At 55.3% G+C, this 13,352-nt stretch carries 8 protein-coding genes; 3 read left to right on the forward strand and 5 right to left on the reverse strand.

Features of this window, described 5'->3' with window-relative positions:
* Positions 1–63: 63 nt before the first annotated feature.
* Positions 64–843, forward strand: coding sequence for an NAD(P)H-dependent oxidoreductase (locus BS640_RS05210; RefSeq protein ID WP_017493890.1), 780 nt, complete (start codon positions 64–66; stop codon positions 841–843).
* A gap of 67 nt (positions 844–910) precedes the next feature.
* On the opposite strand, the gene guaA is transcribed toward BS640_RS05210, so the two are convergent.
* Both guaA and guaB read right to left on the reverse strand, forming a co-directional pair.
* Positions 911–2,488, reverse strand: coding sequence for a glutamine-hydrolyzing GMP synthase (gene guaA, locus BS640_RS05215; protein ID WP_017493891.1), 1,578 nt, complete (start codon positions 2,486–2,488; stop codon positions 911–913).
* A 224-nt stretch (positions 2,489–2,712) separates the two neighbouring features.
* Complete coding sequence (gene guaB / locus BS640_RS05220) at positions 2,713–4,179, reverse strand: IMP dehydrogenase (RefSeq protein ID WP_017493892.1); 1,467 nt, start codon at positions 4,177–4,179, stop codon at positions 2,713–2,715.
* A 180-nt stretch (positions 4,180–4,359) separates the two neighbouring features.
* On the opposite strand from guaB, the gene xseA reads away from it, so the two are divergent.
* A complete protein-coding gene (xseA, locus tag BS640_RS05225; protein ID WP_084912123.1) occupies positions 4,360–5,748 on the forward strand; it encodes an exodeoxyribonuclease VII large subunit in 1,389 nt (462 codons plus the stop codon).
* A gap of 13 nt (positions 5,749–5,761) precedes the next feature.
* Here xseA and BS640_RS05230 read toward each other — a convergent pair whose 3' ends face one another.
* Entirely contained in the window at positions 5,762–8,128 is a 2,367-nt protein-coding gene (locus tag BS640_RS05230; protein WP_084912124.1) for a glycoside hydrolase family 31 protein, read from the reverse strand.
* Positions 8,125–9,438: an MFS transporter gene (locus BS640_RS05235; RefSeq protein ID WP_084912125.1), complete on the reverse strand. Its 1,314-nt coding sequence runs from the start codon at positions 9,436–9,438 to the stop codon at positions 8,125–8,127. The genes BS640_RS05230 and BS640_RS05235 overlap by 4 nt, the downstream gene beginning before the upstream one ends.
* Positions 9,439–9,651: 213 nt before the next feature.
* Between BS640_RS05235 and BS640_RS05240 the strand changes: the two genes are divergently transcribed.
* Positions 9,652–10,737 carry a LacI family DNA-binding transcriptional regulator gene (locus tag BS640_RS05240; protein ID WP_026110302.1) on the forward strand — a complete coding sequence of 362 codons (1,086 nt, stop codon included), beginning with the start codon at positions 9,652–9,654 and terminating at the stop codon, positions 10,735–10,737.
* A gap of 154 nt (positions 10,738–10,891) precedes the next feature.
* Here the strand turns inward: BS640_RS05240 and katE are convergent, their stop codons facing one another.
* The gene (gene katE / locus BS640_RS05245) at positions 10,892–13,150 is read right to left on the reverse strand and encodes a catalase HPII (RefSeq protein ID WP_084912126.1); all 2,259 of its coding nucleotides are present in this window, start codon (positions 13,148–13,150) and stop codon (positions 10,892–10,894) included.
* Positions 13,151–13,352 lie beyond the last annotated feature (202 nt).

Here is a 13,352-nt window from a genome sequence, read left to right on the forward strand (position 1 = left end):
ATTCATTTCTACTATACCTCACGGCCACCTACTCTGCGTCTATCACTTAACGGAGAGTTTGCGATGAATATCCTGATTGTTTATGCCCACCCTGAACCCCAGTCGCTGAACGGTGCGCTAAAAGATTTTGCCGTAAAACGGCTCGAAGACGCAGGCCATCGCGTTGAGGTTTCAGACCTCTACGCGATGAACTGGAAGCCGCAAATAGACTCGGCGGACAACCTCGCCTACGTCAATGATGGCCCGTTCAACCCCGCTGTCGACTCCCGCCGAGCCTATGAACAAGGCACGCAGAGCCAGGACATCGCCGCCGAGCAGGAGAAGTTGGCCTGGGCCGATGCGGTGATTTTCCAGTTCCCGCTGTGGTGGTTCTCAATGCCGGCGATTATGAAAGGCTGGGTTGAGCGCGTGTATGCCTATGGCTTCGCCTATGGCGTCGGAGAGCATTCGGACAGCCATTGGGGCGACCGCTACGGCGAGGGGAATATGGCGGGAAAACGCGCCATGCTGGTCGTGACCACCGGCGGCTGGGAATCGCACTACAGCGCACGCGGTATTAATGGTCCCGTCGACGATCTCCTTTTCCCAATCCAACACGGCGTGCTGTATTACCCTGGTTTCGACGTGCTGCCACCGCTGGTGTTTTATCGCACCGGCAAGACCGATGAAGCGCGTTTCAGGCAGCTTTGTGACACCTATGGGCAGCGACTGGATACGCTGTTTAGCACCCCACCTATTCCCTATCGCCAGCAGAACGGCGGGGACTATGAAATTCCGGCGCTGACGCTGAAAGAGGCGTTCGCCGAAGGTCAGAGAGGATTTGGGGTACATTTGAAGGAATAAAAAAAGCCCCCGAATCTCTTCGGGGGCTTTCATTTTCATCAGGCTAATTCATTAATAAATAATGAATTTATTCCCACTCGATAGTCGCAGGTGGTTTACCAGAGATATCGTAAACAACGCGGGAAATACCGTCGATTTCATTGATGATACGGTTTGAGCAGCGGCCAAGGAAGTCGTATGGCAGATGCGCCCAGTGTGCGGTCATAAAGTCGATGGTCTCTACTGCACGCAGTGAAACAACCCAGTCGTATTTACGGCCATCGCCCATCACACCGACGGAACGCACCGGCAGGAACACGGTGAATGCCTGGCTGACTTTATGGTACAGGTCGGCTTTGTGCAGTTCTTCGATGAAGATAGCATCGGCGCGACGCAGCAGGTCACAGTACTCTTTCTTCACTTCGCCCAGTACGCGAACACCCAGACCCGGACCCGGGAACGGATGACGATAAAGCATGTCGTAAGGCAGGCCCAGTTCCAGACCAATTTTACGCACTTCGTCTTTAAACAGCTCTTTCAGCGGCTCAACCAGACCCAGCTTCATCTCTTTCGGCAAACCGCCAACGTTGTGGTGAGACTTGATCACGTGCGCTTTGCCGGTAGCAGAGGCCGCAGACTCGATAACGTCAGGATAGATAGTGCCCTGCGCCAGCCATTTCACTGCGTCTTGTTTACAGGCTTCTTCATCGAAGACTTCAACAAACACGCGGCCAATGATTTTACGCTTGGCTTCAGGATCGTTCTCGCCCGCCAGAGCAGACAGGAAACGCTCTTCGGCAGCAACGTGGACGATGTTCAGACCGAAACGGTCACCGAACATTTCCAGAACCTGGTCGGCTTCATTCAGACGCAGCAGGCCATTGTCAACGAAGACGCAGGTCAGGCGGTCACCGATTGCACGGTGCAGCAGCATCGCGGTAACGGAAGAGTCAACGCCACCGGACAGGCCGAGGATCACGTGGTCGTTGCCAATCTGCACTTTCAAACGCTCAATCGCGTCTTCGATGATTTTAGCCGGGGTCCACAGCGCTTCACACTGACAGATATCGATGATGAAGCGTTCCAACATGCGCAGGCCCTGACGGGTGTGCGTCACTTCCGGGTGGAACTGCACGCCGTAGAAGCGCTTTTCTTCGTTGGCCATAATGGCAAACGGGCAGGTGTCGGTGCTGGCAACGGTAACGAAGTCTGAAGGGATCGCGGTGACTTTATCGCCATGGCTCATCCACACATCAAGCAGCGGCTTGTTGTCGGCGCTCAGGGCGTCTTCAATGCCACGAACCAGGGCGCTGTTGGTCTGCACTTCAACCTGTGCATAGCCAAACTCACGCTCGGTTGAGCCTTCAACGCGTCCACCCAACTGCATTGCCATGGTCTGCATGCCGTAGCACACGCCAAGAACGGGAACACCGGCTTCGAATACGTAATCCGGCGCGCGCGGGCTGCCTTCTTCGGTGGTGCTTTCCGGGCCGCCAGACAGGATGATGCCGTTCGGGTTGAATTCACGGATTTGAGCTTCGGTCACATCCCAGGCCCAGAGTTCGCAGTACACGCCGAGTTCACGAACGCGACGCGCTACCAGTTGGGTGTACTGGGAGCCGAAATCGAGGATAAGAATGCGATGCTTATGAATATTTTCACTCATGCGGGTGATTTTCCAGAGCGGTTAAAGTTTTAAAAAAGAACTAAGAAACGGGTAACCCGGCCGAAACCGGGTTTAACACAGACTCAATCAACTCGATCAAGGGGCCAGCGAGCCAAGGCAAAAGGGACTTAGGCGAAAAAAGCGCAGTTTACATGCGTAAATGAGCATTTTTGAGCCTGAGTTCAACGCAGTATTGCCGAAGCGCAGCAGCCCCAATAACCAAATTAAGAACCCATGCGATAGTTTGGTGACTCTTTGGTAATGGTTACGTCGTGTACGTGACTTTCCTGAATACCCGCGCCGCTGATACGAACGAACTCAGCCTTGGTGCGCAGGTCCTGGATAGTAGCACAACCGGTCAGACCCATACAGGAGCGCAGGCCACCCATTTGCTGGTGAACTATCTCTTTCAGGCGGCCTTTGTAGGCAACGCGACCTTCGATACCTTCTGGTACCAGTTTGTCAGCGGCGTTATCGCTCTGGAAGTAACGGTCTGAAGAGCCTTTGGACATCGCACCCAGTGAGCCCATACCACGGTAAGACTTGAATGAACGCCCCTGGTACAGTTCGATCTCACCTGGAGATTCTTCGGTACCTGCCAGCATGCCACCAACCATCACGCAGCTTGCGCCCGCCGCGATAGCTTTAGCGATATCACCGGAGAAACGAATACCGCCGTCGGCAATAACCGGAATACCGGTGCCTTCCAGCGCTTCAACCGCGTCAGAGACGGCAGTTATCTGTGGAACGCCTACGCCGGTAACCATACGAGTGGTACAGATTGAGCCAGGGCCGATACCCACTTTAACCGCGCTCACGCCAGCCTGAGCCAGTGCCAGAGCACCTTCGCCAGTCGCTACGTTACCGCCAATGATTTGCAGATCAGGATATTTTGCACGCGTCGCGCGAATACGTCCGAGAACGCCTTCGGAGTGGCCGTGTGAGGAGTCGATCAGCAGTACGTCAACACCTGCAGCAACCAGTGCGTCGATACGCTCTTCGTTACCAGCACCTGCGCCAACCGCAGCGCCTACGCGCAGGCTGCCGTTTTCGTCTTTACAGGCGTTAGGTTTACGCTCTGCTTTCTGGAAGTCTTTAACGGTGATCATACCCAGAAGGTGGAACTGGCTGTCGACAACCAGCGCTTTCTCAACGCGTTTTTCGTGCATTTTCTGCAGAACAACTTCGCGAGATTCACCTTCTTTAACGGTCACAAGACGCTCTTTCGGGGTCATGACCGCGGTCACTGGCTGGTCCAGGTCGGTCACGAAGCGCACGTCACGACCGGTAATGATACCGACCAGCTCGTTGCCTTCGGTCACCACAGGATAACCTGCGAAGCCGTTGATTTCGGTGAGTTCTTTAACCTGACGCAGCGTAGTTGCTGGCGTTACGGTCTTAGGATCGGCAACAACGCCGCTTTCATGCTTCTTAACGCGGCGAACTTCTTCAGCCTGACGCTCAATAGACATGTTCTTATGGATGAAACCCATCCCGCCTTCCTGAGCCAGGGCAATCGCCAGGTTCGCTTCGGTAACGGTGTCCATGGCTGCAGACAGCATAGGAATGTTCAGACGGATTTTAGAAGTCAGCTGAGTACTGAGATCGGCTGTGTTAGGCAGAACTGTGGAATGGGCTGGAACAAGGAGAACGTCGTCAAACGTTAGTGCTTCTTTCTTTAAACGTAGCATGGGCAATATCTCACCAAGGTGGTATGCGGAAAAGATAAAATATTGCAGCGAGAGTATACAGGCACTCAATCGTTTGCTCTAGTACTATTTCACATTTTTTATAAAAAACTCTTGATTACCTCGAACGTGCCTGTAGTATCGATTGATTAAGTCTCTGTTTTCGAATTTGATCTGGGTCACATGCCACTACCTTCTTCGCCACCGATTTTTACCGTGAGCCGCCTCAATCAGACGGTCCGTGAGTTGCTGGAAAACGAAATGGGTCAGGTCTGGCTCTCCGGCGAAATCTCAAACTTCTCTCAGCCCTCTTCCGGCCACTGGTATTTCACGCTAAAAGATGCGCGCGCGCAGGTTAAATGCGCGATGTTCCGCAACAGTAATCGCCGCACCCCTTTTCGCCCGCAAAATGGTCAACAGGTTCTGGTTCGCGCGTCGATTACGCTGTATGAACCGCGCGGTGATTTCCAGCTGATTGCCGAAAGCATGCAGCCTGCCGGTGACGGACTGTTGCAGCAGCAGTTTGAGCAGTTGAAGCAGACGCTCTCCGCCGAAGGGCTTTTCGACACCGAACACAAACAGCCGCTGCCCTCCCCGGCTCAATGCGTCGGGGTCATTACCTCTGCCAGCGGCGCGGCGCTGCACGATATCCTACAGGTGCTGAAACGTCGAGACCCGTCTCTGCCGGTGGTGATTTATCCTACGGCGGTTCAGGGCGTCGACGCGCCGCTGCAAATCGTCAGGGCTATCACTCTCGCGAATCAACGAAACGAGTGTGACGTGCTGATAGTCGGGCGTGGCGGGGGGTCGCTTGAAGATTTGTGGAGTTTTAACGACGAACGCGTCGCACGGGCGATTTTCGCTAGCCGTCTGCCGATTGTCAGCGCCGTCGGCCATGAGACCGACGTGACTATCGCCGATTTCGTCGCCGACCTGCGCGCCCCGACTCCCTCGGCCGCCGCCGAACTGATCAGCCGAAACCAGCTTGAGCTGCTTCGTCAGATTCAGTCACAGCAGCAGCGTCTGGAAATGGCGATGGATTACTATCTGGCGCAGATGGCACAGCGCTTTACGCGACTCAACCATCGCCTCCAGCAGCAGCATCCTCATCTGCGTCTGGCACGCCAGCAAACCGCACTGTTCAAACTGCGCAGCCGCCTGGACGAGGCGATGCAAAATCACCTTCGTCGTCTGCTGCGCCGTGCTCAGAGCCTGCAACAGCGTTTGAGCCAGCATCAGCCGCAGCGACGCATTCACCAAATGCAGCAGCGGGTGCAGAAGTTACAGTATCGTCTTCAGCAGGCGATGACGGCGCAGCTCGGCGACAGTCGCCAGCGCTTTGGTACCGCCTGTACCCAGCTTGAAGCGGTTAGCCCGCTGGCAACCTTGGCGCGCGGTTACAGCGTGACCACCACGCTGCAGGGGGAATTACTGAAGCATACCGCGCAGACGGCACCGGGCGCGATGCTCAAGACTCGACTGGAAGACGGCTGGATCGAGAGCGAAGTGAAATCAGTCACCGTCGAGAAAAAACCGCGCAAGCGCGCGGCCGCCAGTAAAAAAACCGACTAACGCAGAACAGGCCTCACCACAGCAAATAGCTGGAGGTCTTCTCGCCCTCAATCCATACTTCGCGCGTTTCTCCGACGGGCAGAACAACGTTCAGCCCGCGCCAGCGTGGACGATATTCTCCACGGCGCGTAAAATGCAGATTGATTCGCTGATCGGTATATTCGATGTCCCACGCCAGCCACAGCGCCATCCCCTGCTGCCAGTCGTGGCTTTCGCCGTCGTCCTCAAACAGGCTACCGCTGGCCTTGCCCGCGCCCGGCAGCGGGAACACTTGCAGGCTGCGTTGAGTGTCCAGCTCCACGTCGCAGTGCGCCAGTCGTGCCGAACACGGCAGCGCGCTGCCGCCGCGCACCATTAAGGGCAACCGGTCCAGGGCTGCCGGCAGCAGGATTCGCTGACCACCACGGAACCACTCTCCGCTGTAAAAATTGACCCAACCGGTTGCGTTATCGGGCAGATAGACTTCGCGCTCGCGCTGGCCTTTCTCGACCACGCTGGCCACCAGCAGATCACGCCCTATCAGAAAATCATCGTTTTCTTCGAAGGTGCTCGCGTCATGTTCGTTGTCCAGAAACGTCGGACGCAGCATCGGCTCGTCGTCAGCGTATGCCTGCCACAGCAGCGTATAAAAATAGGGCAACAGCCGATAGCGCAGTTCAATCGCCTCTCGCACCGCCGTCGTCACCTCGGGATACATCCACGGCTCATTCACCGTGCTGTCATCGTTCCACGAATGAATGGTAAAGCGTGGGTGCATCACACCGTTCTGCACCCAGCGCACAAACAGTTCTGCCTCCGGTTTCGGACCCGCAAAGCCGCCTACGTCATGGCCGACGTTGTATAACCCCGACAGGCTCATACCTAATCCCATGCGGGTGTTGTAGCGCAGCGTTGACCAGTCGGTGCGGTTATCTCCGCTCCAGGTCTGCACATAACGCTGCATGCCCGCACAGCCGGATCGAGATATCAGGTACGGCCGTTTATGCGGGGCAAATTTTAGCTGCGCCTCGAAGGACGCACGCATCATCAGCAACGGCATAACAGGGCGAATATGCTTGATGGCGATCGGCTCCCCAAAACCGTAACAACGCGCGTCGCCGTCCCAGACTTCGAACTCGTTGTTGTCATTCCAGGTGGAGTCGATGCCTTTCTCCAGCAACTGACGCGTGACCTGTGCCTGCCACCAGGCGAAGGTGGCCGGATTGGTGAAGTCGAGATGCGAGCCTTCATCGTCCCAGAAGCTGGAGCATTCGGGCGTGGCCGTTTCTGAATCTTGTATAAAAAGCCCCTGCTCGGCCACCTCGGCATACAGCGGATGGTCCTGTAACAGGCAAGGTTTGATGTTCGCGGCCAGTTTCAGTCCGGCGTGATGAAACGCGGCGGTCATCGCCTCGGGCCGTGGAAACTTGTCATGGTTCCAGTTGAACACATAGCGTTTGTCGTTTATCGAGGTATAGCCTGACGACAGCTGGAAGGAGTCGCACGGAATACGGTGCTCGGCACACAGGCGGATAAACTTCATCAGCTGCTGCTGGGCGTCCGGCGCGTCGGTGTAGTGCATGGTTGAGCCGCTGTAGCCCAGACTCCATTTCGGACCGAAGAAGGTTTTTCCGGTCAGGCGCACAAACTTCTTGGTGACTTCGAGCAGCGTAGGGCCGATAAACAGGTAGTAGTCGAGATCACCGGCTTCGGCACTAAAGCGTCGATAAGGAAGATGATAGTTATCCAGCTCGTTCCCCAAATCGAAACGGCAGCTGCTTAAATTGTCGTAAAACAGCCCAAAGCTCACGCCTTCGTGTCGCGTCAGGGTAAAGGGAACGTGCTTATAGAGCGGGTCGGTGCTGGCCGCGTTGTAGCCCATCGCGTCGAGGTTGCGCATTTCGAAGCGGCGACCGGTGCGGTTGAGATCCCCCGCTTTCTCGCCGAGGCCGTAGTAATTGTCCTGCGCATAGCGACGCTGGAAATGTTCCACGCCCTCGCCCTTCGACGGCAGCAGGTACGCCCCCGTTGGCCTGTCGCTCGCAATCAGCTGCCACTCACCCTCTTGGTTAAGGCCTTCCCACTCGAGGCGCAGCGGCTGGTGAACGGTGACCCGCAGCTGGGATGTCGCCAGGCGCAGCTGGTTCTCGCTTTGCTCAAAGGTAAACTCGGGCAGACTGAAACCGGCATTGCTCAGGCGATTTCGCCCCTCCACCGGCACGTCCTCCTGTGGCGCAATGCTCCAGGTTCTGTTGAGTTCCAGCCGACCTTCGCGCTGCAAAAGTACCCGAAACAGCCCCTGTTCGAGCACCCGCAGGCTCATAATATGCTTGCCGTCGACGCGCAAATCTATGCCTGCCTCGTGGCGCTTCTCGAGTTCCCAATGTTTTAACGTCTTCATGCATGCTCCCCTTTTGCTGGATTACGACGTTCAGCAATCAGCGCAATCAAGAAGACTGCACCAACTAAATCAAAAAATCCCATGGCGATAAATAGCGGATTAAAACCGATGTTGTCGGCGACTGCGCCGATCAGCAGTGAAAATAGAAAACTGGCGATCCACGCCGAGGAACCGCGCATGCCGTTGACCGTCGCAACCTGATTTTTATCGAAAGACTCGACCACCAACGCGCTCAACATGCAGGAGATAACCTGATGCCCAAATCCGCCAATCGAGATCAGCGCAATCGCCAGGTAGGGATCTTTCGTCATCGCGACGAAGGCTAGCGAGACCATCATGAATGCGCCGGTCACGGAACTGGCCACCACCGAGTTGATGCGCGTGCAGTGGAACCATTTGCGGTAAAGCGTGGTGAGGTATCCGCTCGCCACGCTGCCGATATCGGCAGCGAGAAACGGCAGCCAGGCGAACATGGCAATATGTTTGAGGTCCATTCCGCGATCGTTGGCGAGATACAACGGCACCCAAAAGCTAAAGACGGCCCATGCGGGTTCAGCCAGAAAGGCCGGGATAGCGATAGCGTAGAATTTTTTGTTTTTACTCACAATTTTCAGTGAAGCAAGGAACGGCAGGCGCGACTGCTGCGGCTCGTTGTCCTGGCGAATCAACGCCAGCTCGTCTTTGCTCAGGTTAGGATGGCTCTCGGGCTCGTGATAAAAACGCCACCACAGCACCACCCACAGCAACGCTAGAAAACCACAAAACAGAAAAGCACCACGCCAGCCGAAGGACAGATGCGCGATGACCACAATAGGCGGTGCGAGCATCGCACCAATCGAAAAGCCGACCCCCGCCCAGCCTGCGGCCACCGGCCTCTCTTTGCGCGGGAACCAGTCAGAAATCGCTTTGGCATTGGCGGGCGTGGCGGCGGCTTCGGCGCTGCCCATGAAGAAACGCAGCACCGCCAGATGTATCCAACTGCCGACGCCAGCGTGCAACATGCACACCACTGCCCAAACGGTAGCGAAAATCATGAAGCCCAGCTTGACCCCAATGACGTCAATGACCCAGCCACACAGCGGCTGGAAAATAGTGTAGGCCAGCTGGAAAGCGGCCACGACCCAGGAGTAGTGCTCGGTGCTCATGTTCAGGCTGGTTTTCAGCTCTGGCGCCAGCAGGCCGAGAGAGTTGCGCGTTATGTAGTTTACGGTGACCCCAAGCAGAAACAGCGCCAGCATCCACCAGCGTAGCGCCTTGAACTTTCTTCGTCCGACAACGGCCGTCGAAGCGGTGTTGATTTCAGTTGTCATGCCTTTCTCCCATCCGTCATTCAGTGTGCAGATGATGTTTATGTCAGGTACTCAGGAAGAGTAGGCAGGCCGATTTGTGAGCGAAACGTGATTTTTTGCAAAAGCTTTCACGCTATAACTTCATCACCGAAACAGGGTCGTCCGAGAGCTTATCCACTCGGCCTCGCCTCTGGTGAAAAAATTTGCATGGATGAATTTGAAGGAGATCACAGTTTGAAAGGAAAGTTAAATATCCAGCAAATTGCTGACCAAACGGGGCTGTCAATCAGCACGGTTTCACGGGTTCTGGCCGGAAAAAGCAATACCAGCGCGCAGGCACGACAGCGCGTTTTGGCCTGTGCTCGCTCACAGGGCACCCTCGATGACCTCTCGACCGGCAGACTGATGCTCAACAACCTCATTTTGTTTGCTCCGGCACGGGCGTTCGACGTGCGTAGCGATATCTTTTACTACAAGCTGATTCAGGGGATCCTCGCCGCTACCGCACACCACGAGGTGCGGGTGCGGTATTTCGCGATGGAAGAGGAGAACGCCGATGCGGCGCTATTTATCGCCAAGATGACTGACCCGCTGGCCGACGCCGTACTGCTGGTCGGCATCGACGATCCACATATCCATCAGTTGGCCAATGACGTCGGCAAACCTTGCGTACTGGTGAACTGTCAGGACCGGCTGATGCGCCACGACAGCGTGTCACCCGATCATCAAAGCATGGGTGACTTCGCCTGTGACTATCTTTTTGCCCAGGGGCATCAACATATCGTGACGCTACAATGTCTGCGTCGGCAGACCATGGAACTGCGCCTCAACGGCATTAAAAACGCCTTTACACGCAATCATCAAACCTTCAGCGACAGCCAGCATTTGTTGAGCACATCAGGATTTGGCGCGCAGGAGGCCGAGCAAACGCTGCTTGAGTACATCGACAGTCTGGAAGATGGTGCACCGCTGCCGACGGCCATTCTTGCGGGAGGCGACTTTATGGCGGCGGGTGCAGTGGCGGCGCTGCGTAAGAGAGGATTATCGGTGCCGCGCGATATCAGCGTCATGAGCACCGACGGCTTTAATCTGGCTGAAATTCACGACGTTGCACTGACGGCGGTTCAGGTTCCCCGCGACGAGCTCGGCGCAGAAGCGATTGCTCTGTTACAACGACGCATCTTCCGCCCAGACGCCCCCTTCACCACTCAGCTGTTGCAGGGCAAACTGGTGGTACGTGAGTCGGTCAGAAAAGCCAGTGCGCGACCGATCGCACTGCGTCAGCACCAACTTTATGATCCCCAGCCGAATCGCCAATGATCAACACACCAGGTCCTGCATCAAACTAACCAGAAAGCAGATTCGGATTAACACATCACACCGGTAAAAAATCCCCCTCAGCCCTGCGGTTGAAAATATAAAAAAGGCCCCCTCATAAGCAGGGAGCCTCTAAACAACGCTGGTGATACCTTTACTAGGCAGGAACTTCCTGTGCGGCGGCCTCGCGTGACCAGACGCGGTGTTTCTTCAGCACCTCGATAAACTTGTCGGCCACCTGTTTGGCATCGTCATCCACAATGACGCCTTCATCCGGTTTCGGCAGCGGCAGCGCCTCATACAGCTTCAACGCATCGCCCTGTAAGCCGATCGCCTTCAGGTGCTTGAAGGCCTGAAGCAGGTAGTTCTTGGCATTACCATTTTTCTTCAGAGCCTCGATGCTGTCCTTGCCGGTAGCAACGATGACGCCATCGACCAGCACCGAAGGGTTACCCTCAATGGTGCCGTCGGCATTCACCGTTTTACCCTGCAGCGTTTTGATTTTGCCCAGACGTGGCGCAAAAATCTTGGTATGAATCCCCAGCGCGTTTAGCTCAGCGGTAATTTTCTCAACCGAATCACCGCAGACGCCGTCGGCAACCAGAATCGCCACCTGACGGGACTTCACCGGATGCACTTTGTCGCCGTACAGGCTCAATGCGTCATCTTTTTTCAGGCCGTTAACGTCTTTCGGGATCGGATGCGCACGCTGCTCGTCACTCAGCTCAAGGCCGATATTTGCCGCCACGCGGGCCGCTAAATCACCATCGATATAAGTGAGTTCATCAACGACGCGCTCACGAATCCACGGACGCACAACTTTGCCCAACTCGAAGCTGAAGCCACCAACGATATGATCCTGCTCGAATTGGGTCTGGCTCTGCCAGAACAGACGCGGCTGGGAATAATAGTCATTGAAGGATTCGCTTCTGACGCGCACCTTCTGCCCGTTCAGCGGCTGTGGAGAGGTGGCGAAACCGCCGTCCTTTTTGGCCGGCGGCGTTTCACGCGGCCAGTTGTTGTTGATGGAGTTAGGCTCGTAGTTCGCTTTACCCGAAATCCCCATTCTGTGCATGCCGTCTCGCTGATGATTATGGAACGGGCACACGGGTTTATTGATAGGGATCTCATGGAAATTGGGGCCGCCAAGGCGACTGATTTGCGTGTCCAGATACGAGAATAAACGGCCCTGCAGCAGCGGATCGTCGGAGAAGTCCAGGCCAGGTACGATATTGCCGGGACAGAAGGCGACCTGCTCGGTTTCACTAAAGTAGTTGTCAGGATTGCGATTCAGCACCATCTTGCCGACTATCTGCACCGGCACCAGTGATTCAGGGATCAACTTGGTGGGATCGAGGATATCAAAGTCATATTTGAATTCGTCCTCTTCCGGGATTATCTGTAGGCCAAGCTCGAACTCTGGGAAGTCGCCCGCCTCGATAGATTCCCAAAGCTCGCGACGATGGAAATCAGGATCCCTGCCGGTCAACACTTGGGCTTCGTCCCAAATCAACGATGCCGCGCCACAGGTCGGTTTCCAGTGGAATCGGACGAAGTGGCTCTTGCCTTCGGCGTTGATCAACTTATAGCAGTGGATCCCGAAGCCCTCCATCATGCGATAACTGCGCGGGATACCCCTGTCGGACATCGCCCACATCACGTTGTGCAGCGTTTCAGGCTGTAGCGACACGTAGTCCCAGAAGGTATCGTGGGCACTCTGTCCCTGCGGGATCTCATTGTGTGGCTCCGGTTTTACGGCGTGCACAAAGTCGGGAAACTTGATGGCATCCTGGATAAAGAATATCGGGGTATTGTTGCCCACCAGATCAAAGTTACCCTCTTGGGTATAAAATTTGGTGGCGAATCCACGGATATCCCTTACCGAGTCTGCCGAACCCCGAGCGCCCTGTACGGTAGAGAAGCGTACAAATACCGGCGTATCCAGCCCAGGATCGGTAAGGAAACCCGCCTTGGTCAGCGCATGCAGTGACTGATAAACCTGAAAATAGCCGTGTGCCGCCGCACCGCGCGCGTGAACAATCCTTTCAGGAATGCGCTCGTGGTCAAAGTGGGTGATTTTTTCTCGCAGAATAAAGTCTTCGAGCAGCGTAGAACCGCGTGCACCGGCTTTCAACGAGTTTTGGTTATCAGAGATTTTGATGCCCTGATCGGTGCGTAATGCCTGGCCGTCCGGGTCTTCACGATAAGCATCAAGTTGTTCTAGTTTGGCGTTGGTGGTCGACGGGGTTTTATCACTGCCTGCAAAGGTCGGCTCCGCACCGGGTGGACTCACGCTTTTTTGCGGTTTTATCGGTGCGCCTTTCGGGGCAGTGTCTTGCAGATGGGGTTTCACAGAGGCGGTTTTGTTTTCCAGGTCACCATGTTTACTTCCTGTATTATCTTTATGATCTGACATTAACGACTCTCCATTTAATACTCACAAAAAAAAGGGTTACCAAAAAATTATAGTCACTGTGTCAGGGACTGCTTTTTTAGGGCCTTGTGAAAAGTGAGAGCGCAGGAAAAATCGGCGGGAGAGCGGGTCATGCTGGGGGCTGGAGTTAACAATAAAAAACTGCATCTTAATGTTTCAGACTCGAGTCCAAAAGTTGGGATGC

The organism is Rouxiella badensis, from assembly GCF_002093665.1.
Lineage (GTDB): Bacteria > Pseudomonadota > Gammaproteobacteria > Enterobacterales > Enterobacteriaceae > Rouxiella > Rouxiella badensis.